The sequence below is a fragment of the Microcystis sp. 0824 genome (assembly GCF_003112475.1).
GTDB lineage: Bacteria > Cyanobacteriota > Cyanobacteriia > Cyanobacteriales > Microcystaceae > Microcystis > Microcystis aeruginosa_C.
Genome location: NZ_BDSM01000014.1, coordinates 1 through 20,350, shown reverse-complemented (window position 1 = coordinate 20,350; position 20,350 = coordinate 1). Strand labels below are relative to the sequence as shown.

Annotated in this window: 19 protein-coding genes and 1 pseudogene; 6 read left to right on the top strand and 14 right to left on the bottom strand. The window is 43.6% G+C overall.

Features of this window, described 5'->3' with window-relative positions:
* Positions 1-161: 161 nt before the first annotated feature.
* The 5 genes from N0824_RS05925 to speA all read right to left on the bottom strand — a co-directional run bounded on the left by N0824_RS05925 (position 162) and on the right by speA (position 8,333).
* Positions 162-845 carry an N-acetylmannosamine-6-phosphate 2-epimerase gene (locus tag N0824_RS05925; protein WP_108936074.1) on the bottom strand — a complete coding sequence of 228 codons (684 nt, stop codon included), beginning with the start codon at positions 843-845 and terminating at the stop codon, positions 162-164.
* A gap of 209 nt (positions 846-1,054) precedes the next feature.
* Positions 1,055-1,564 (bottom strand): inorganic diphosphatase, encoded by a 510-nt coding sequence (locus tag N0824_RS05920; RefSeq protein ID WP_002760578.1) that lies wholly within the window; start codon positions 1,562-1,564, stop codon positions 1,055-1,057.
* A gap of 1,229 nt (positions 1,565-2,793) precedes the next feature.
* Entirely contained in the window at positions 2,794-3,972 is a 1,179-nt protein-coding gene (locus N0824_RS05910) for an AI-2E family transporter (protein WP_108936073.1), read from the bottom strand.
* 228 nt (positions 3,973-4,200) lie between these two features.
* The gene (locus N0824_RS05905; protein ID WP_108936072.1) at positions 4,201-6,216 is read right to left on the bottom strand and encodes a ribonuclease catalytic domain-containing protein; all 2,016 of its coding nucleotides are present in this window, start codon (positions 6,214-6,216) and stop codon (positions 4,201-4,203) included.
* A 77-nt stretch (positions 6,217-6,293) separates the two neighbouring features.
* Positions 6,294-8,333 carry a biosynthetic arginine decarboxylase gene (speA, locus tag N0824_RS05900; RefSeq protein WP_108936071.1) on the bottom strand — a complete coding sequence of 680 codons (2,040 nt, stop codon included), beginning with the start codon at positions 8,331-8,333 and terminating at the stop codon, positions 6,294-6,296.
* A 283-nt stretch (positions 8,334-8,616) separates the two neighbouring features.
* Between speA and N0824_RS05895 the strand changes: the two genes are divergently transcribed.
* The gene (locus N0824_RS05895; RefSeq protein WP_008200075.1) at positions 8,617-9,150 is read left to right on the top strand and encodes a DUF4330 domain-containing protein; all 534 of its coding nucleotides are present in this window, start codon (positions 8,617-8,619) and stop codon (positions 9,148-9,150) included.
* A gap of 151 nt (positions 9,151-9,301) precedes the next feature.
* A complete protein-coding gene (gene recR / locus N0824_RS05890) occupies positions 9,302-9,892 on the top strand; it encodes a recombination mediator RecR (protein ID WP_108936070.1) in 591 nt (196 codons plus the stop codon).
* A 10-nt stretch (positions 9,893-9,902) separates the two neighbouring features.
* On the opposite strand, the gene N0824_RS05885 is transcribed toward recR, so the two are convergent.
* The gene (locus tag N0824_RS05885) at positions 9,903-11,162 is read right to left on the bottom strand and encodes an RNA-guided endonuclease TnpB family protein (RefSeq protein WP_108936069.1); all 1,260 of its coding nucleotides are present in this window, start codon (positions 11,160-11,162) and stop codon (positions 9,903-9,905) included.
* Between the two features lie 74 nt (positions 11,163-11,236).
* Here N0824_RS05885 and N0824_RS05880 point away from each other — a divergent pair.
* Positions 11,237-11,443: pseudogene (locus N0824_RS05880) on the top strand (transposase); the annotation flags it as partial.
* Positions 11,444-11,769: 326 nt separating this feature from the next.
* Here the strand turns inward: N0824_RS05880 and ctpB are convergent.
* From ctpB to N0824_RS05860, 4 genes are all read right to left on the bottom strand, one after another.
* The gene (gene ctpB / locus N0824_RS05875; RefSeq protein WP_373456616.1) at positions 11,770-13,095 is read right to left on the bottom strand and encodes a carboxyl-terminal processing protease CtpB; all 1,326 of its coding nucleotides are present in this window, start codon (positions 13,093-13,095) and stop codon (positions 11,770-11,772) included.
* 142 nt (positions 13,096-13,237) lie between these two features.
* Positions 13,238-13,657, bottom strand: coding sequence for an NUDIX hydrolase (locus N0824_RS05870; protein ID WP_108936067.1), 420 nt, complete (start codon positions 13,655-13,657; stop codon positions 13,238-13,240).
* 24 nt (positions 13,658-13,681) lie between these two features.
* Complete coding sequence (locus N0824_RS05865; protein ID WP_108936066.1) at positions 13,682-14,041, bottom strand: four helix bundle protein; 360 nt, start codon at positions 14,039-14,041, stop codon at positions 13,682-13,684.
* A 61-nt stretch (positions 14,042-14,102) separates the two neighbouring features.
* Positions 14,103-14,813, bottom strand: coding sequence for an OB-fold nucleic acid binding domain protein (locus N0824_RS05860; protein WP_108936065.1), 711 nt, complete (start codon positions 14,811-14,813; stop codon positions 14,103-14,105).
* A gap of 89 nt (positions 14,814-14,902) precedes the next feature.
* Between N0824_RS05860 and folD the strand changes: the two genes are divergently transcribed.
* Positions 14,903-15,760 carry a bifunctional methylenetetrahydrofolate dehydrogenase/methenyltetrahydrofolate cyclohydrolase FolD gene (folD, locus tag N0824_RS05855; protein ID WP_108936064.1) on the top strand — a complete coding sequence of 286 codons (858 nt, stop codon included), beginning with the start codon at positions 14,903-14,905 and terminating at the stop codon, positions 15,758-15,760.
* Between the two features lie 113 nt (positions 15,761-15,873).
* Here folD and N0824_RS21260 read toward each other — a convergent pair whose 3' ends face one another.
* From N0824_RS21260 to N0824_RS05840, 3 genes are all read right to left on the bottom strand, one after another.
* Positions 15,874-16,065, bottom strand: coding sequence for a hypothetical protein (locus N0824_RS21260; RefSeq protein ID WP_108936063.1), 192 nt, complete (start codon positions 16,063-16,065; stop codon positions 15,874-15,876).
* 34 nt (positions 16,066-16,099) lie between these two features.
* Positions 16,100-16,964, bottom strand: a protein-coding gene (locus N0824_RS05845; RefSeq protein WP_233256368.1) for an IS5 family transposase whose coding sequence is annotated in 2 segments (ribosomal slippage) — positions 16,100-16,585 and positions 16,587-16,964 — 864 coding nt in all. Because the reading frame shifts where the segments join, the coding sequence is not laid out codon by codon here.
* 278 nt (positions 16,965-17,242) lie between these two features.
* Complete coding sequence (locus tag N0824_RS05840) at positions 17,243-17,770, bottom strand: GIY-YIG nuclease family protein (protein ID WP_108936062.1); 528 nt, start codon at positions 17,768-17,770, stop codon at positions 17,243-17,245.
* 193 nt (positions 17,771-17,963) lie between these two features.
* On the opposite strand from N0824_RS05840, the gene N0824_RS05835 reads away from it, so the two are divergent.
* Together N0824_RS05835 and N0824_RS05830 are read left to right on the top strand one after the other, a co-directional pair.
* Positions 17,964-18,551, top strand: coding sequence for an L-threonylcarbamoyladenylate synthase (locus tag N0824_RS05835; protein ID WP_046662722.1), 588 nt, complete (start codon positions 17,964-17,966; stop codon positions 18,549-18,551).
* Positions 18,506-19,363 carry a sensor histidine kinase KdpD gene (locus tag N0824_RS05830; RefSeq protein WP_108936061.1) on the top strand — a complete coding sequence of 286 codons (858 nt, stop codon included), beginning with the start codon at positions 18,506-18,508 and terminating at the stop codon, positions 19,361-19,363. Before N0824_RS05835 ends, N0824_RS05830 begins: the two co-directional genes overlap by 46 nt.
* On the opposite strand, the gene N0824_RS05825 is transcribed toward N0824_RS05830, so the two are convergent.
* A complete protein-coding gene (locus N0824_RS05825; RefSeq protein ID WP_108936060.1) occupies positions 19,299-19,769 on the bottom strand; it encodes a GNAT family N-acetyltransferase in 471 nt (156 codons plus the stop codon). The genes N0824_RS05830 and N0824_RS05825 overlap by 65 nt on opposite strands.
* Positions 19,770-20,350 lie beyond the last annotated feature (581 nt).

Below are 20,350 nucleotides of genomic sequence, written 5' to 3'. Positions count from 1 at the left end.
GACAGCAGAAAACAGCCATTTAATACTGCTCACTTAATCCATACTGCACACTTAAAACTCAAATCTGATAACTGATAACTGATAACTGATAACTGAATAATCGCTTTGGTTGTCGCCATTTTGGGTGATGCGGCTAAACTTTTTGGGGTTTTTCCCTCCCATTAGTCCTTTGATAAAATTCCTTGTAAAAAAGCGGTAGTTTTTAAATCAATCCCTGTAATTGCCGTACCAACAACTACCGAATATGCACCAACTTCTAGGGCTTTTTTGGCTTCTTTTGGAGTCGATATTCCTCCTTCACAGATAACAGGAACTGATAAATTATTAACTAATTCTTCTAGGAAAGAAAAACTCGGCGGCTGCAGCTGTTTAGTTGCTTCTGTGTAACCGTAAAGAGTTGTACCGACAATATCAGCACCAGCTGCCACGGCATAAATAGCACTTTCGATCGAGTCTATATCTGCCATGACTAATTTACCAGTTTCCCGATGAATACGATCGATAATTGTGGCTAAGTTTTCATCATCGGGGCGCTTTCTTGGGGTAGCATCTAAGGCAATTATATCGGCACCCGCATCGGCAATGGCAAGAGCATCCTGATATTTGGGAGTAATATATACCGAACAATCGCGATAATTGCGTTTCCAGAGTCCAATTATCGGTATATCCGGCAATTGTTGACGGGTGGCTTTCAGATGAGCGGGACTATCAATTCTTACCCCACAAGCACCCCTATCCACGCAAGCATGAGCCATGCCGGCAATAATTACAGGATCGTGCAGAGATGACTCCACTGGCGCTTGACAGGAGACGATTAAACCCGATTTTAAGGTTTCTATTCTCATAAATTATGAATTATCAATTATCAATTATGAATTAGGAAGTGGGGAATGGGAATTATCAATTATGAATTATCAATTATGAATTAGGAAGTGGGGAGAAGGGAGAAGGGAGAAGGAAGAATATATAAAAATAATCTCCTGAATTCTGACTCCTGAATTCTGACCCCTGACTCCTGCCTCCTAACCCCACCAATAAATTTGTTCAGCAAACCTTACTTATAAGCAGCAATACACTGTTCAACTAAAGCAGTTACTGCGTCCACATCTTTCCAACCGAGAATTTCTGTGACTTTTTTCTCTAGATTTTTATAGGTTTTGAAAAACTCGGCGATTTCCTCCAAGCGATGGGGAGAGACATCTTTGAGAGATTTTACCTCAGCATAACGGGGATCTTTAGCGGGAACACAGAGAATTTTTTCATCGCGATCACCACCATCAATCATTTCTAACATACCAATGGGACGCGCTGTAATCACACAGCCGGGGAAAGTAGGCTGATCCATGATTACCATACCATCTAAAGGATCGCCGTCATCGGCGAGGGTATTGGGAACAAAACCATAATCACAGGGATATTGTACCGAAGAATAGAGAACGCGATCGAGAGCAAAGGCGTTTAAATCCTTATCAAACTCGTATTTATTCTTACTACCGGCGGTAATTTCCACTAAAACGTTAATTAAACCGGGTTTCGGTTGGGCAGGAATGCGCGATAAATCCACAAGCTTTCTCCAAATACAAGACAATAGCGCCTTTAGAGTCACCTAAAAGCGCAAGCGAAATTAAAACACACTTTGATTAACTCCGATCCAAATTCTACCCATAAGGGGGATCGGGACGAAGAAAAAAATTTTTACTTTGGCAATCGTCTATCTCAATTCTGTCACCTCATTTGCCTCGTTAGGGAGTAGGATGTGTTACCGGTAAGGGGTTCTTCGGTATAGTTAGGCGTGGAGTTATATCCAATCGCTAACAAGGGTAACGTTAGGGTCAGAATTGCGATCATGGTTCCGAGTAAGTTGGCCCACCTATGACTAGGAGGTTCGGAAGTCTTCCCTGACGGGTTGCTTGATTCCATAAAGGGGTCGTTTTGAACTCGACAAGTAAAGAATACGAGAGATATATAGAGCAGTCAGCTATCGGCTTTTAGCTTTTAGCAAATTACTGCTATTTTTTGCTTTTGAGCTTGGTTAACGTCTCGTTAAAAAGCGAAACATTAACAGCAATACTCTCCCTACTAATTATATTTTACCAATTCTTTTCCAGGAGTTCACTCTGATACTTTTCTTGAGGATCTCTCCAGATCATGGTCTGTTGGTGTTTGTCCCTGTTACACTAAATCCGTTGAGTATAGGCTACTTATGAGGACAGGCAAAAGGCAATAGGCAATAGGCAAAAGGAGCAATAGATAATCAGTTTTTAATAACCAGATTTAGTATTACACTGTGGGTGCAAGCACAGCTTCCTTGTCTGATTCCGAAATCAGGTTATTTACTACTCAATCCACAAAAAAAATGTCTGAAGGGCTTAAATATTAAGCGATCCAAACATTTTCTCATTGCAATCGGAGGGTGATATTGACTTTATGTCTTAACTTCGAGCTTACGATAGAAACCTGGCTGTTAATGTAGCCTATTTAACCAAAATATCGATTTTTTGCTTATTTATAGGGATAGACAATCACCTGTTCTTAAATTTATCCGAGTTTAGAGACAATTACTTAGTAATAATCTCCCAATAAGCTAGGTCTCAGAGACCGGCAAGGCATCCTCAAGCCTTGATTTGTCCTTGCTTGCCATGGACGGCGATCACCAAGGGCGGAATTAATCTACCAATACAGATATCATAACTCGATCGAGGGAGAAAAACCAAGAACCTGCGAGAAAATTGCCGATTTATCCCGGCCAATATTACTGCTCAGATCGCCCCAGATGATGCCGTCGGTCATTTTTCAGCGAGAAACCACCTCGCTAGGGGATTCCGATTCCAGGGGGAGAGAGGGTTTAATTATCCCGTGTTTTGTCTCCTCCGGTGTCACTTGACGGATCACCTCCAAAGCTTCCTTAATCATTACCGCCATGGGAACCGCGACAATCACCCCCAGTAAACCGCCCACTCGCGCCCCCGTCAAGACCGAGACTAACACCCAAAAGGGATTTAACCCGGTGACACTGCCCAAAATCCGGGGAGCAATGCCGTTTTCGACAATTTGCTGCACCACTACAGCCACGGCTAAAACTTGCAGAGCTAAACCAATATCGCGCAAAGCTAGTAAAGCTGTCACCGTGACAATGCCTACAGTTCCCCCAAAAGGGATTAAGGCCATGGTACCAATCAAGAGGCCGAATAGGAGACCAAAAGGGACTTTAATCGATAAAAAGGCCGTGACTAATCCCAGGGCCATGCAGGTGGCACAAATTACCTGGCCGACAAAGTAATTCTGAAAACTTAAGCGTAGGGTTAGGGAAAAGGGTTGTTGGACGGGTTTGGGCAACCATTGGATAATACTCCTCCAGATATCGGGACTGTGGAGAAGTAGATAAAAGGTGAGGATAATGGTTAGCAGCACATCAAGCACTCGCACCACGGTAAAAACGGTGAGATTAAGGGCTAAATTAACGCTTCTTCCCGCTAGAATTTGCAATTCTGCCCCTAAACGACTGTTAAACTGAGCGATAACACCATCGAAACTGATCGGAATCGGTAGATTCATCGTGTCGATTTTGGTATCTAGTTGCATCAGTTGGCGCTGTCCCGAGTCTAACCATTCTGGCAATCTGTTGACAAATTGCTGTGCTTGGGTGAAGACTAAGGGAACTAGGGTGATTCCCACGGCCACAAAAATTAAAATCGTGATCAGGGAAACCACGATCGCAGCTAAACCCCGTTTTAATCCCTGACGTTCCAACCAAGTCACTGGATAACCCAAGAGAAAAGATAGAACGGCCGCTATCAGTAAAATAACAAATAAAGATTCAAAATAGCCAAAAATTGCCGATAATGCCCAGGCATTCAGAACTATAAGTGGTGCAGCTAGAGCAATCACCAGTAAGCGAGATAAGGAATTCAGGGATTGCCACCACGTCTGAACCCAATTGCGTTTCGGGGGAACGACTTTAACTTCCACCATGAAGCCTCTTAAAAGGGTTGTTTCAATACTTGTATTCTGACAGATCGAAGCCTAACCCGCTAACTCAATCGGGGGAAGTGGGGTAGTGGGAATTATGAATTATAAATTATGAATTATGAATTGGGAAGGGGGGTAGTGGGGTAGTGGAGCATTTGGCTGAAATTTCCCTAAACCCCTAAATCCCTATCACCCTATCTCCCGACTCCTGAATTCTGTCTCCGCGAGAGATTAACTTGCTTGGGAGGAGACAAAACCCGATAACTCGCGAAAACGGATTTCATCGCGGTGGGGATCAGAGCGACTAACTTGTACTTGAAAGCGATCGCCTAAAGATACCGATCGCTCAAAACGATGGGGTAATTCTAACCCCAATTCCTCCAATAAAATCAAGCCTAAATTTTCCTCTTCCCGCAGCCAGCGCAACACCAAAGCTTGCCAGACTTGATCTCCCTGTCGTCGCAGAAATTCCAAACTCCAATAACGATTAGTTTGTCGTTCCACCGAGGTGGCTTCCAGGGCCGAACTAGCGACACTATAGAGAATTTCCTGCATTCTATCCCGGGTAAAAGGCAGTTGATCGCCCCGGAGATGGGCTTTTAGTTGAAAATGGGTCAAAAGGTCAGTATAACGGCGAATTGGCGAAGTTACTTGGGAATAGGTGTTCAATCCCAGACTAGCATGACGGTTAGGAATCGTCGTCATCTCACTACGCGGCATACAGCGACGCAAGGCACAGGACCGTACAGGACCGGCGGGTAGTAAAATTAATTCCTCATCGGGGGGTAATTCCGGTTGTGGTTGTCCCCGGAAAGGCACGGGTATCTCGTGTTCCTGACAGTAGCGACCGGCGATTTCTCCAGCTAAAATCATCATTTCCGCCACTAATTGCCGAGATGGGGACACTTCCTGCAATTCCACGATAATTTCGTCGTTATCCTTCACCTTAATGGATGATTCTGGCATTTGGATGTTAATCGATCCCTGAGATTTGCGCCATGCGTGGCGTTGTTTTGCCCAACGGTTGAGAATCTTCACTTCCGGTTCATGCTGCAGATCCAGATGTAACATTTCGTCCACATCTTCGTAGGTGAGGCGATAGGTGGGTTTAATTGTACTAGGATGGATGCGATAATCGGCGATCGCCCCTGTTTCATCGAGGATTACCCCAAAACTCAATGCGGGACAAAGTTTACCCTGTACCAAACTCATTGGACCGGCAGCTAACTCTAGGGGAAACATGGGAACCATTCCCGTGGGAAGATAAAGACTGGTACTGCGACGACGCGCTTCTAGGTCTAATTCATCATCGGGAAGCACTAAACGGCTAGGATCGGCAATATGGATCCAGAGACGATGACCACCATCTGCAAGAATTTCTACCGATAATCCGTCATCGATTTCCTCGGTACTTTCATCGTCGATGGTGTAAATTTTTTGGTGGGTTAAATCGAGACGATTGTTGACATCCGCATCCGCAGGGGGATTGAGTAAATTAAGACGCGTCACATCAAGTACCTTTTTCGAGAATTGAACAGGGTAGGAACTGCGTCGCAGGAAAAGGTTTTCGTGACTACTCCACCATTTCAAATCGACTAACAATTCAAAAGCAGCCTCGGGGGTTTGGGAACGGCCCAGCAGGGAGAGTATGTCCATGGCTGCTGGATATTTTTGTTCGGGTTGGAGGATAAATTTTTCTAGAGACTCCAGACGAATTCGATCGCTTTCTGACCATTCTACCGTTTCACCGGCCAAGGCTTGCTGGAGACGTTGGAGAAATTGGCTTTTTTCCCGTTGACGCTGTTGTTCCACCTCTAGCTGGTGTTTGATTTCCTCTACCTGATTTTCCGAGCGGGCCTCGTAACCATCCCCTTTATTTTTAAAATAAACTTTATCATCACTCAAGAGACAATGGGCCGCATAGCAAAACTGCGGACTGCGATCGGAAAAGAGGATCTCGGCCATGGTTTCGGGAGTGACTAACTGATTTTCCCCGGCTAATAATTCCCAGGCCACTTCTAAACCACTAGGATCTAGATAGGGTTGGACTTCCCGCAGAAAATTTCCGATCTCTCTATAGTTGGATGGACCACCCTTGATAATGTAATCGAAGCGTTGGGGACGCAGTTTATGCGGGTTTCCCCCTTGATCGATGACGATCCAATCTTTTTTCCCTTCTGGGCGATCGATCACCCCTAAGCGCCTTTCTCCTTGCACTCGAAATTCTACCAGCGTTCCCTTTTCCACTGTTTTCCTTTACTGCCTATCTATTTTGTCTATTTTCTATCATCCTCGATCGATTACTCGATCGGCAAGAGCAATCATCAATCCCCACCCACTAGATAGGTATAACGTCGCAAACTGCGTTCATAATCCTGTAGGAGTAATTGGGATTCTTCCACAGTCATGCGATTTTCCTGCAAAGCTTGTTCACAACGAAGACGCATTCTTTCTAACAGGTCTTCCGCGGAATACTGCACATAACTTAATACTTCCGTGATCGTATCTCCTTTGACTAGATACTCGATATCGTATCCCTTGGGACTCATCTGAATATGTACCACGTTAGTATCGCCAAAAAGATTATGTAAATTGCCCATAATCTCTTGATAAGCACCCACCAGAAACATTCCTAGATAATAGGGTTCTGGAGAATGTTTACCGTTTTTGTACTCCAAAGGATGCAATTCTAAAACTGATTTTATGTCCCCGCGCAAATCGATAAACTGGGCAATTTTCCCGTCACTATCACAGGTTAAATCGGCGAGAATGCCTCTTTGGGTAGGTTCTCGATCGAGACGATGGATCGGCATAATTGGAAATAGTTGATCGATCGCCCAACTATCGGGAACTGACTGAAAAACCGAGAGATTGGCATAATAAATTGAGGCCATAATTTGCTCTAAGTCTTCCAAGTCATCGGGAACATAATCCTGTTGTCGGGCCACTTGCAGAATTTTGTGACAACAAGCCCAGTACAATTGTTCGGCTCTAGCCCGTTCCTTGAGACTGAGATAACCGAAATTAAACAGACTAATTGCCTCCTCTTTGAACTGTCCCGCATCGTGATAAGCTTCCTGATAATTGCGCTCATCGATACCCGTGTAGGTTTCCCAGAGATTGCGGAGGATAAGATGTTCTTTCCCATTGCAGGGATCGGGAGGATTTTGGGGAACCTCGCTACTTCCCAAGATATCAAAGACTAACACCGATTGATGAGAAGCGATCGCCCGGCCACTTTCACTGATGAGAATTGGGGGTGAAATCTGGGCATCTTCACAAGCTTCTTTGACCTCAGCCACGATATCATTAGCATAATTCTGCATATTGTAGTTTTTTGAGGCGTAGAAGTTAGTTTTTGAGCCATCGTAATCGACCCCTAAACCACCTCCCACATCGAGATAGGTCATATTTGCCCCTAATTTCGCTAATTCCACATAAATCTGACTAGCTTCGCGAATGGCATCCTTAATGACGCTAATAGCGGAGATTTGCGACCCGATATGATAGTGCAGCAGTTGCAGACAATCTAACATCCCCGCTTGTTCTAATTCCATCACCACCGTTAGGATTTCCGGAACGGTTAAACCGAATTTTGCCCGGTCTCCCGTGGAACATCCCCAACGGCCCACCCCTTTTGTCCCCAGTTTCGCACGCACTCCCAAATGTGGGGCAATTCCTAACTGACGACTGACGCGCAGGGTTAAATATAATTCTTCCAATTGTTCGATGACAATCAAAGGCCGATGACCAAGACGAGTGGTCAAAAGAGCAGTTTCCAAGTATTCTTTGTCCTTATAGCCGTTACAAATTAGTAATGGTTGTGTTTTGTCATTTTTGCCGTTTAAGGCAGGTTCTAGGGTCGCTAAAGCAATCATTAGCTCTGGTTTTGAACCAGCCTCCAACCCAAATTGATAGGGTTTACCAAAACGCACTAAAGACTCGACGATGTGACGGTGTTGATTGCACTTGATCGGATAGACACCGCGATAGACATTGGGATAATTATAACGGGCGATCGCTCGGTTAAAACAGGCATTCAGGCGCTCGATCCGATCCTCAAGGATGTCACTAAACCGAATTAGTAAGGGTAAACCGATATTTCGCCGCTTAATCGCCGAAACTAACTCGTATAAGTCCAAAGAACCGCCCCTTTCTCCCTGGGGCGAGACGGTGATATTTCCTGCGGCATTGATCGAGAAATAGGGTTCTCCCCAGCCTTGGATGCGATAGAGATTTTCGCTATCTTCGATCGACCAATGTTTAACGGGGGCAACTTTTTCGAGGTTGTTACCGTCAGAAGGGGTCAAATCCACTGGAGATAGTTGCTTTTCTTGTTTCTTAAGTTGAGTTTTACCCGCCATTGTCTATCGATCGCTCCGTGTGAGACTCCGATCTTCTATCTTAAGTCAGACTTCCTGTCTGCGACCAAGATTCCGATCATGATAGAATTTACTAGCCGTTAGGAGGCAGGATTCAGGAGTCAGGAGACAGGAGGCGGTCGGCAGGAGATAGGAGATTATTTGTATTTTCTCCCCACTTCCCACTTCCCACTTCATAATTCATAATTCATAATTCCTTCTCCCCATCACCCCTATCCCCCAACTCCCCATTCCCTTCTCCCCAAAATTTTATAGTGAACCGCTTATGAATTTATTAGACTCAAAAGGACGTTTATTCGGTAAATTTAGCTTGCTTGATATCGGAGCGGCCTTAGTAATTTTATTGACAATTATCGGTATTTTTGTTGTGCCGGGGACGAGTGGTAAAAGTACGATCGCTCAAGTGACCAAAGAACCCATAGAAGTGGATGTTATTGTCCGGGGTTTAAGTGTTCTTAATCCCAACGCTTTGATTAATCAATTCAATACCGAGAAGAAAACTAATATTGTTATTCGTAATCAACCAGCCGGTCAAGTGGATATAAAAAATGTTAAACCTTTATCGAGAAATGTCTTAGTTCCGCAGCCGGATGGTAGTGTGAAAGTCCTACCCGATCCCCGCACGGAAAACTATTCTCAAGATATGATTATGACTCTCAGTGGTCAAGCGGAAGTTACTGATACTGGTGCGGTTGTTGGCGGTCAAAAGGTGAAAATTGGCACTTTAATCGAGTTGGAAGGAGATAATTATAATTTCAACACCAGTGTTATCGATGTCCGTTTACCAAAAAGGTCTTGAGCAGTGAGCAGTGGGGAATTATGAATTATGAATTATGAATTATGAACTAGGGAGCAGGGAGAATAAATAAAACCAATCCCCTGTCTCCTGAATCCTGCCTCCTGACTCCTGAATCCTGACGACTAAAAAACTGATAAGAGGATTAACTGCTATTTATACACCGCCTTTAGCTCGTTTGATCGAGCAGTTACAAAAATTACCTGGGGTGGGACCCAAAAGCGCTCAACGTCTGGCCCTGTATATTCTCAAACGACCGGAACAAGATGCGTTCGAATTGGCCCAGGCGATCGTGGCAGCCAAAAAACAAGTAGGATTATGTCAGGTTTGTTTTCATCTTTCGGCCGAACCGATCTGCGAAATTTGCCGCAATCCTAACCGGGAAACGGGGACTATCTGTGTGGTAGCTGACTCCAGAGATGTGATTGCTTTGGAGAAAACTAGGGAATATTCGGGCAAATATCACGTTTTGGGCGGTGTTATCTCGCCTATGGATGGGATTGGACCGGATCAATTAAATATACAGTCTTTAGTCACCAGAGTCAGCCAGAAAAAAATTCAGGAAGTTATCTTAGCTATCAGTCCCAGTGTCGAGGGAGAAACCACGACTTTGTATATCGGGGGTTTACTGAAACCCTTCACTAAAGTTACCCGTATCGCTTTTGGGTTGCCCATGGGCGGCGATCTGGAATACGCTGATGAAGTAACCTTAGCGAGAGCTTTAGAAGGTCGTCGGGAATTTTGACTCTCCCCCGCTAACCGCTCGCGCGGTGTAGGGGGGGATTCTCGGTTCTTAGGCTTTTAACTAGATCGACCTGGTTTAACCGGTCGATCCCCGTCAAATCGCCTCCGCGAGCGTTTTCTAACACGGTCAGTCCGACCGCGTTTTTTCCTCGGTTCTCAATTACCTTCGCTGATGCCGTATCTCTCGGTTCAATGTGGCCGCAAGAATCACACCGGTGAACTCTTTCCGATAACGCTTTTTTACCAGTAATTGCGCCACAATTCGGACACTCTTGCGAGGTTCCGTTTTTATCAACCTTAAGATAATATTTTCCCCGTTTCCAAGCGACAAACGGTAGTATCTCGTTAATAAAACTACCGATACCTGAATCCAGAGATTGTTTTCTAACGATCCCTCTAGACCAGGAAACGAAGTTAATATCTTCAACGAAAATATTATCAGCAAAATCGCAAAGGTAATGAGCTAACTTAAAGTGCCAATCTCTACGAGTATTAGACACTTTTTCGTGTAATCTCGCTATCTTATCTTGGAGTTTCAACCAATTGTTCGAGCCTTTGACTTGATGTTTCAAGCGTCTTTGTAGCAATTTAAGCTTACTCTGTACTTTCAACAAAAATCGAGGGGCTTTGATTAAATCTCCCCGTGAAGTAGCAACAAAACTTTCAATTCCCGCATCGATTCCTAAACAGGTCTTCCCCACTGTCATATCGGGAACTAATTCCGTAGATTGGAAAGAAACCGAAACGTAAAATCCCGACGCTTTTTGGATAATTCGAGCTTGTTTAGGCTCGAACCCAGACGGGTATTCTCTAGATTGCCTGATTCTAATTTTTCCCAATTGTGGAAAATTTAAGTATTCGTCACCTAGAAAGCTTTTTGAGAGCGCAGGAAAAACAAAACTCCGCATCTTTTTCTTAAATCTAGGAAAGCCGAAGCCTTTCGATTTTATATGGTCAAAAGCTTTATCTAAAGTTTTTAAGACTTGCTGTAAGACTTGAGCGTTAACCGTCTTTAATATCGGGTAAACTTTTTTAGCTTCCGTTAGATTTTTGGCTTGAACGAAGTAATTTGGATAGGGTTCATCCGCAGGAATTATGTACTCGGAAACTAACGAACAGCGATCCGCAAGACACTTTCGAGAGTTCAACCAATCTTTCCGTTCTGAAAGAGCGTAATTGTAAACGCTTTTGCAAACATCAAGAATGTGGATGATCTCCCGTTCCTGTTGTCTGTTTACCTTTAGTTTGTACTGGTAGGTAAGCGTTATCACTGTCGTTCGCGAGCGTGATGTAAAATTAAATTCTAACACTTACTGCCTAGTATATCAACTAATTACAATCATGGACCAAACTAATCGCTAACCTTAAAACAGTTAGTAGTCGCTTAATTAGAAAGGAATTTCCGTACTTAGCGGCAAAGTATTTCGACAATAAACCTTATTTTTGGATGGGAGCTTATTTCGTGGCTAGTTGTGGAGGTGTTACCATCGAACAACTAAAAAAATACGTCGAGAACCAAAACTCCCCAAAAGTGGAAACGCTACCGCGTTAGTTTTATTCTGGTGGCGATTCATCTCCCGTTAACCGCTACGCGGTTTAACGGGAGTCCTCTCGCGACCTTGAGATAGAGCAGGGTGTAGGGTGTGGGTTTTGAGCAGTTGACTTTTTGGCGAATAATCGAGTATTTGTAATCTAAGATACAGTTTTATACTGCATCTTATGCTTAGTTGCAGAATTTGTAGCTGCAGAAATCTTTGGGGCGGGAATCACGAGCAACTGCACGGGAGCAAGAGCTATCGCGGTTAAATGCTTTAAAGGCTGTTCTAGAATCGCCATTTAGCCGAAACAGTCACCATTTCCCCAGATTTCTTAAGACAATTATTCAGCCCGACTACTCAAAGGGTTATTGAGATTGCCGGTGCTGGGACGTTTAACATTATGGGATTGTAGGAGTGAGATCGCCTGTTGGTACTGGGGATCATCCTTAGTTCCCAGCAAAGAAGGATCATCGCGGAAGCGCAGCTGTTGTTCCCGGGTTAACTCGATCTGCACATCGGGTTTAATGCCTTTTTTGTAGATATTTTCGCCGTTGGGGGGATAATAACGGGCAATTGTCACCGCTAAACCGGAACCATCGGAGAGGGTGTGTACCGATTGGACGGTACTCTTGCCATAGGTCGATGTACCTACTAAAGTCGCCCGTCCATTTTCTTTGAGCGCTCCGGCGAGGATTTCGCTGGCACTTGCTGAACCTTTATTAACCAAGACTACTAGGGGTAAATCGGTAATAGCGGTGTTATTGGCGATAAATTGGCGATCTCCGCCCCTTCGATCGATGGTGCTAACGATTTTGCCCTGTTTCATCCACATGCGAGCGATATCGACACTAGCAAATAGTAACCCGCCGGGGTTGCCCCGCAGATCGAGAACATAGCCGGATACCTGTTGTTGACTTAATTCCTCGATCGCCTCTTTCATTTGTTCGGCTGCGTGGGAACTAAATTCATCCAGTTTGATATAACCAACTTTCACCCCAGCTTCCTGTTTAAGGGTATAGCTAACGGAGGGGATTTCGATATCTACCCGGGTCAAAGTCACTTCAAATACCCCTTGATCGGGACGGGCAAGCTGTAAACTAACGCTAGTACCCACTTCTCCCTGTAGTGCTTCCATTGCCTGTTCTAAGGTCATTAAAGCGGTGGGTTTGCCGTTAATTCTGATCAGGCGATCGCCGCTTTTCACTCCCGCTTCCTTGGCGGGGGATTTTTTCACCGTATCGACAACGACCAGATCGCTAGTGCGTTTATCGAGAGCTAAACGTACCCCAATTCCCGATAATTCTCCGGAAGTTTGACTGGTGAGGACAGAAAATTCACTAGGGGTTAAAAAACGGGTATAAGTATCACCCAATTCCTTTAAAGTTTCCCGAATTGCTGTGTAAGCTTGTTGGGGGTTAGTATAATTTCTACTTAACAATTCTTGACGTTTTTTTTGCCAGTCAATTTGATGAAAACCACGATCTACAAATTCATTATTAACAATTTGCCAAACCTGGTCGATGACTGCTTTCGGGTTATCTTCTAAGGGTTTTTCCCCTTTGGCTGCGGGGGTGAAAACCATCAGGGAACTAACTGCTAGGGTAGCGATCGCACCTCCAGATAGGAGTTTCTGCACGGAAACGAACGAGGGACGCGACTGGTTCATAAAGACAAAGCCAAAATAAGATTGACGTTTCAATAAAGCCATTCAAAAAGCGGGAGCATTTTGCCTTCGAGGGAGGTGAGGAGCAGTGTTAACTACGACTTCTGTATAGATAAGGGAGTTCCTTGTCTGGCTCTAGTATCCACTATAATTCTAGTTCTATAAAATCGAGCAATATCTGGCGATGAATTTTTCCTAAAGGACGAGTCTGATTAATCTTCTGGGAATAGTATTCCCCTTGAAGGATGGCAGCCGGGGGTAATAATGCCAAATCTTGTCCTTCCGTTTGCACTAATTTTTCTAATTCCACGGTCAGGGGTACATGATAAAGATAACGGGAGAGATTATCATCGTTATAACAGCGAAAATGGCGTAAACTAGGGGCTTCGTAGTTAATTTCTTCTTGTAACTCTCGTTTTAACCCTATTTCTGGACTTTCACCCGCTTCTAAGTGACCACCAAATAAACCCCACACCCCCGGATAGAGAATCGTCGGTATGTCGTCGCGCAACTGCATTAAAAAGCGACCGTCCTGTTCTAAAATCGCCAAAGCAACAAATATCATCAGTTATCAGTTATCAGTTATCAGTTATCGGTTTTTGGTATTTTCTTGGCAGGTTTTTAGAATAGCCCAAAGCATTTTACCAATTTCCTCTGCGTGATCATTGATACTTTGAAAGGCTCTTTCCTCTATGTAATTCGTGTCTTTCAATAGAGACAGCCAATACTTTGTTTCTAGACATTCCTTATAAGCTATTGACATTTTAGCTCGAAAATCAGCTTGAGAAATGGCTCCATTAGCCTCGGCAATGTTAGCCCCGATTGAAGTGCCACTCCTTAATAGCTGTTTTGACAAAATATATTCTTGTTTAGTCTCACACAAATATTTATAGCCTTTAACAATCCTAATGGCAAATTTATAAGCTTTGTCATAAACTTTACTCTCCATCTGTTTGCCCCGCTACTGATTACTGATTACTGATTACTGATTACTGATTACTGATTACTGATTACTGATTACTGTTTTTCTCGCTTTGTTTATGGGGTAAAAAGAAAGCATCGAGGGGATCTGGGACGGGTTTAACCACTGCGGGGGGTTTGGGGGGAATCGCTTCCGCGACGGGTTGCGCGGGGGGATTGGGTTTAACAGGGGTAACGACGGGAGTTTCTGGGGGTTTTGTTTCAGCTGCGCTGGGAATTGTCACCTGTCGGGGATTTTCCAGGGGTTTAGTGGAGACTGGGGGAGAATTATTTTCTGGGGGTTTAACTTCTGAGGTGGGGGAAGGTTTAATTTCTGGGGACGGGGAAGGAGTGGGAACCGAATGAACTGCTACTGCATCCATCTGTTCTAATTCCACTACATACAATTCGTTAACGGTTTGGGAACCCTGGGGAATAACTTCAAAGTCAATTTTGCCCTTAATGACGATTTCTTCGCCTTGACGGGGTAATTTATTGCTATTGGTGCGAATCCAAATCTTACCAGACTTATCCTGCAAAAGATAGGCCCCTCCCGCTAAAAAAGGGGCATAATTGCTCACAGTTCCCCTAAGATAAACTAAAGCGCCTTTTGGTTTTTCCTGTAATTGCTCGATCGCTGTTAGGGGAGGATCACCGATGTAGGGAACGGCAATACCGAGGTCAGCAAGGGTACTACAACCGAATAACCCTAGCAATAATAATAAACTGCCGATGCGCCCTACACGAGTCTGGATAGACATTCTTGCTTTAACCTTAACGAGTGCGATTAGCCAATCTTTTTGACCATAGAATGGATCCGAAAGATTTTTGTTCTCGGTATTATCATAGAATGTCCGTAACTACTTGCCAAATTCTCGACGGGAAAGCCTTAGCTCAAAAAATCCAACTTGGTCTAGGAGAGCGCATCCAGACGCTAAAATCTTCAATGGGAAGACCTCCGGGGTTAGCGGTGTTGATGGTGGGGGATAATCCTGCTAGTGCCGTTTATGTACGCAATAAGGAGAAAGCTTGTACTAAAATCGGCATGGCCTCTTTTGGTCGTCATTTTCCCACCAATACAAATGAACCAGAAATTTTAGCGGAAATTGTCCGTCTCAATCAAGATGAGCGGGTGGACGGGATTTTAATTCAATTACCCTTACCCAAGCATTTAGACGCGGTTTCCCTTCTCTACCAAATTGATCCGAAAAAAGATGCTGATGGTTTACATCCTCTCAATTTAGGCGGTTTAGTGCGGAGTGAGGACTGTATCCGCAGTTGTACTCCTGCGGGGGTCATGGCACTGCTGAAAGAATATAATATTCCCATAGCCGGTAAGCACGCGGTGGTGCTGGGTCGCAGTATTCTAGTGGGGAAACCTTTAGCTTTAATGTTATTGGAGGAAAACGCTACGGTAACTATTGCTCACTCACGCACGGAAAATCTGGCAGAAATAACCAGAAGTGCTGATATTTTAGTACCTGCGGTCGGTAAAGCGAATTTAATCACCCCGGATATGGTAAAACCTGGTGCGGTGGTGGTGGATGTGGGGATTAATCGCGTCGCTGACCGTTTGGTGGGGGATGTGGACTATGCTGGAGTTTTAGAAGTAGCTAGTTATCTTACTCCTGTACCGGGTGGTGTCGGTCCGATGACGGTGGCAATGTTATTAAAAAATACCTTGTTAAGTTACGAACGCAAGTTATAAATCCGCAGCTACCAGTATTTTCTAGCCAATGACGAACACAAGAGTTACGCACAAACTGAGAAGTTCTGATAGGGCTTGCTGAAAAAATCTTAAAACCTTGTTGGATAAGGCTTTTAGACTTTTTTTACCTCAAAAAGTGCCGACCATTGGAGGGATCGGGGGGAAAATTCAGGGACTTTTTCCCTGAAAATTAGGTAACTGACTACCTCAAAATCGGTAAAACCCCACACCCCACACCCCACACCCCACACCCCACACCCTGCCCCCACGAAAAACTTTTTCAGCAGCCCCTCTGATAGCTTCATCGAGTTTCTGATATTAGATCTCTTGCAAAAGTAATCAAGATATATCCTTTTGTCGGTAACGAAGTTCGTAATTGTAGATACCAGCAATCAAATTCAATCTCAGACCAAATCGCCGTCTGCGATTTCTGTATCTTGATGAAAGTATCCGAAATATTTTGAGACGACGATGAATATGTTCTATAACTATGCGCCGTTGTGATAACTGACGATTGGCTTTTTTTGGCTCTTTACTTAGTTTTTCTTTTTTCTTTTTTTTATGAGGAATTTGACTGTTTTGATGGAGCTTCTGAATTCCTTGATAGCCTTTATCCCCTAATATTTCTATTTCCTTATTTAACCTTATTTTGCTCTCTTTCCACAGTCGAAAATCATGGACTCTTCCTTTCTCACAACGGACACAGATTACCTGATCGCTTTTTTGGTCGCAAAGCGCTCGCTGCGCGAGATCGGCAACGACTTGCGACTTTAATCTGTGGTATCCCTGCTTGCCACTATAGCATGATTTCTGTTTTTTTTTTGGGTCTTTCTATCTCCTGTTCTGACACATCCACCACTATTACTTCTATTTCACTATTACTTTCTAATAGGGCTTTTTTCGGTAGATTAAACAGACCTGATTTGATGAGAATATTCTCTACTTTCCTAAGAATTATATACGCCTTTGATTCGTTAACAACCCAACTATTTCCCAGATGAAAATAGGTGCGATATTCTCGCCAATATTCTAATGTTATTAGTAGTTGATCTTCCGTACTCAATTTGCTAGGTCTACCTGTCTTTTTTTGCCAAACTTTTTCTGCCTTTAGGACTGTTACCATATCCTTAAATGTATCTGGATACACGCCACACAAGCGTTTGAACTCTGTTGGCTTTAAAGTTTTCACTTGTTCGTAAGTCATCTTTCAATCTTAACTCTTGGACTATTTTATCCTATTTTGTCTAGACTTATGCAAGAGTTCTATTGCTCTGGTGTTCCGTTTTTTAGCTTCGCTTCTAGGACTAGCATCTAACAATCCTCGACCCTTGGATAAGTTAGGTATAACACAGTTTGCCCACAGATAGTGAAATTAAACCGATGCTCCGTTGCTAATATTATGGTCGGATTTCAGCCCCCGCAAAGGTGAGTATCTTGTCGAAAAATGTAGCGGGGGCATTCATCCGACATTTTAGGTAATTTTTACTTCAAATCGAGCAAACCTTGTTCTTTTAACTTGGGATTAAAACGAATTTCCATCTGTACTCCCCGTTTTTCTAGGGTTGATAAAATATCGTTTTCTACTCGTCTGGATACCTGTTTTAATAACTTAATTTTCCCTAATTCATCAGCATTTTGATAAATTTCTTTTTCTGTGTCAGTCATGGCTAATTTAGCATCAATTGGTTCTGTCCATAGTTTTTCATTGCCGATTACTGCCTGACTTTCTCTTAGCCAAGCTTGTTTAATCGATTCGAGAATAGTCCGATTAGGACGCTCAATCACCTGTATTTTTAGCCAATAACAAGCTTGGTGCTGTCGGGCAAGATGTTGTTTTAAACTGAGATAAATATCACGAGAATAGCCGACAAACTCTAAGACTTGCTCTCGATCAAAAATGGCATAAACCCCGATTTTTCCCTGTAAATCATCACAGATATTACCCGTGGCATCTAGGTAGGGAATATATTCTAATTGTTGGAGATTAGCAAAAGTATCAGACTCATTCATAATTAATCGTCGCTAATTGGTTGGAGATAAGTAGTTAGGTGTTAAAAACTTTCAGATACCCCGCTCATCAAGTAGGGTTGATTCGAGGTAGGGTTGATTCAAGGTAGGTTTGATTTATGAATCAACCCTACCCGTTTAAAATTGTACCAAAAAGTCTTAGGCTAAATTAGTCCCCAAAAATGATCAATTCTCAATGCCTACTGCTTCTCTTAACGAAATTGTTCACGCGGCCCTAAGTGGTCAAGTGGTTTCTTTTCCCACGGATACAGTTCCCGCTTTAGCGGTTTCTCCCCCCTATGCGGCCTTAGTTTTTGCCGCTAAAAAACGGACTTTTGATAAACCCTTAATTCTCATGGCGGCCTCAGCAGCAGATTTATGGGATTATGTCAAGGGAAATCAGGAAGAAAGGGAAATTTGGCAGCAAATGACCGAAAAATACTGGCCCGGACCTCTAACTTTGGTTTTACCCGCTTCTGAAAAAGTACCAAAAGTTCTTAACCCTAAGGATCCTAGCACGATTGGTATCCGAGTTCCTGCTCATGCGATCGCAAGGGAAATTCTCGGTCGAACTGGTGTTTTAGCGACCACAAGTGCTAATCTGTCAGGACAAGAGCCTTTATTAACTCCAGAAGCGATTATGACTACTTTTCCCTCGGTGACGGTGTTAGCGCCCACAGAAAGGCAAGCATGGGGAATAATCAATAGTGGACAACCCTCCACCGTCGCACGTTGGCAATGTCAACGATGGGACATCTTACGACAAGGGGCAGTTTTTCTGTAAATATGGACGATATTGACGCTTTAAAACGGGAATTACAGCAAACTCGCCTCGCTTATCAGATGGCCGTGGCAATTAACCACCTCAAAAGCAGTTTTTTGGGACAGGTTGCCCACGAATTGCGATCGCCATTGAGCAGTATGATCAGTCTTCATCAAATGATTCTCGCCGATCTTTGCGAAAGTCCGGCCGAAGAACGGGAATTTATCGCCCAGGGACAACTGGCGGGCCGTAAACTGATGGCAATGCTCGATGAGATGATTAATCTCTCCAAACTAGAGTCCGGTACTATACCTCTTGAGCGAGAAATTTTTTCTTTAACTAAACTCTGGCAAGATTGGGCAGGTTTAACCCATTTACAAGCAGCTAATCGCAATATTCAGCTTAAATTTAGCCCTTTAACCGATGAGATTGCTATTATTGCCGATTATCAGTGTTTATATTCCGCTCTTGTCCTTCTCGTCGATGCAGCGATCGCCGACTTAGCGAGTGGCTCTATTTGTATATCCGTAAGCACTCTTTGCGAGAAAAAAGTCACTATTGTCCTAGAATTTCCGGGGGAAATCCCTCTCTGGCAAATGCCAGAAATTTCCCCTTTGAGTTTAGAATCAAAGCCAGAAGAAGTTAAACAATTTACTCAAGCTCTCGGTCTTTCTCCCAGTCTTAAATTCCAGTTAGCGAAGGGAATTATCGAAGTATCGGGGGGGGAAATGAGCTTAAATCAAATCGATAACAATAGTCAGGACAAGCTCACACAGATCGTTTTTTCTTTACCTCGATCGCCGGATAGGAAAACTCCTCGGGATAACGATTAAATAATACCATTGTCGTGGTGGTGTTGCTTTGGAAACCAATGCGCCGGTAAAAATTTTCTTGATTAGTAGTCATCAAATAGACTCTTTCCACCCGATTTATTCGGGGATGGGCCAAAACTGTTTCTACTAATTTACGCCCTAAACCGGCTCCCTGATAATCGGGATGAACAATCACATCCCAAATAGTTGCCCGATAAATGCCGTCAGAAATGGCGCGAGCAAAACCAATTAATTGCCGCTCATTCCACACCGTCACCACTGGATCACTATAGTCAATTGCGGTTTCTAAATCTTCTAAACGGCGATCTATTGCCCAAAATGCGGTTAAATTAAATAATTCTCGTAGTTGCGATAGATCTATCTTGCTTTTATCCTCGTCAAACTGAATCTGACTACAATCAATCATTGATATTTCCTTAGTCTAAGACTAAAAAACAGGGGAAGATATTTTTCCGAGAAAGAGGATTCACGCTCGATCGGACTGATTTATGAGCAATTTCCCCTAATCTATGTATTTTATTATACTAAATGCCTAAGATAATCTCTAGTTGATTTATCGTCATTTCTTGACAAGTTATTAATTAGTGATCAGGAGATAGGAGTCAGGAGATAGGAGTCAGGAGATAGGAGTCAGGAGATAGGAGTCGGTCGTCAGGAGACAGGATTCAGTCCCGATGAAAAAATTTTCACTACCAGAGATGAAAGAGGTTTTCTTCCCTACACCCCACACCCCACACCCCACACCCCAATTCATAATTCATAATTCATAATTCATAATTCATAATTTCCACCTCCCCCCACACCCCACACCCCACACCCCACTACCCCACTACCCCACTTCATAATTCATAATTCATAATTCATAATTCATAATTCATAATTCCCACACCAATGCTTAACAATCAAAGATCTTCGCCGGTGTCTGTCATTTGTTTAGGGGAAATCCTCTATGATCTAATTGCCGATCAAAGCGATCGCTCTATAGAG

What these genes read in the sequence shown, in the direction of transcription:
- N0824_RS05925 (WP_108936074.1), bottom strand. Translation starts at nt 845, where the DNA reads ATGAGAATAGAAACCTTAAAATCGGGTTTAATCGTCTCCTGTCAAGCG.
- N0824_RS05910 (WP_108936073.1), bottom strand. Translation starts at nt 3,972, where the DNA reads ATGGTGGAAGTTAAAGTCGTTCCCCCGAAACGCAATTGGGTTCAGACG.
- speA (WP_108936071.1), bottom strand. Translation starts at nt 8,333, where the DNA reads ATGGCGGGTAAAACTCAACTTAAGAAACAAGAAAAGCAACTATCTCCA.
- N0824_RS05895 (WP_008200075.1), top strand. Translation starts at nt 8,617, where the DNA reads ATGAATTTATTAGACTCAAAAGGACGTTTATTCGGTAAATTTAGCTTG.
- ctpB (WP_373456616.1), bottom strand. Translation starts at nt 13,095, where the DNA reads ATGAACCAGTCGCGTCCCTCGTTCGTTTCCGTGCAGAAACTCCTATCT.
- N0824_RS05870 (WP_108936067.1), bottom strand. Translation starts at nt 13,657, where the DNA reads ATGATATTTGTTGCTTTGGCGATTTTAGAACAGGACGGTCGCTTTTTA.
- N0824_RS05865 (WP_108936066.1), bottom strand. Translation starts at nt 14,041, where the DNA reads ATGGAGAGTAAAGTTTATGACAAAGCTTATAAATTTGCCATTAGGATT.
- N0824_RS05860 (WP_108936065.1), bottom strand. Translation starts at nt 14,813, where the DNA reads ATGTCTATCCAGACTCGTGTAGGGCGCATCGGCAGTTTATTATTATTG.
- folD (WP_108936064.1), top strand. Translation starts at nt 14,903, where the DNA reads ATGTCCGTAACTACTTGCCAAATTCTCGACGGGAAAGCCTTAGCTCAA.
- N0824_RS21260 (WP_108936063.1), bottom strand. Translation starts at nt 16,065, where the DNA reads ATGAAGCTATCAGAGGGGCTGCTGAAAAAGTTTTTCGTGGGGGCAGGG.
- N0824_RS05840 (WP_108936062.1), bottom strand. Translation starts at nt 17,770, where the DNA reads ATGAATGAGTCTGATACTTTTGCTAATCTCCAACAATTAGAATATATT.
- N0824_RS05835 (WP_046662722.1), top strand. Translation starts at nt 17,964, where the DNA reads ATGCCTACTGCTTCTCTTAACGAAATTGTTCACGCGGCCCTAAGTGGT.
- N0824_RS05830 (WP_108936061.1), top strand. Translation starts at nt 18,506, where the DNA reads ATGTCAACGATGGGACATCTTACGACAAGGGGCAGTTTTTCTGTAAAT.
- N0824_RS05825 (WP_108936060.1), bottom strand. Translation starts at nt 19,769, where the DNA reads ATGATTGATTGTAGTCAGATTCAGTTTGACGAGGATAAAAGCAAGATA.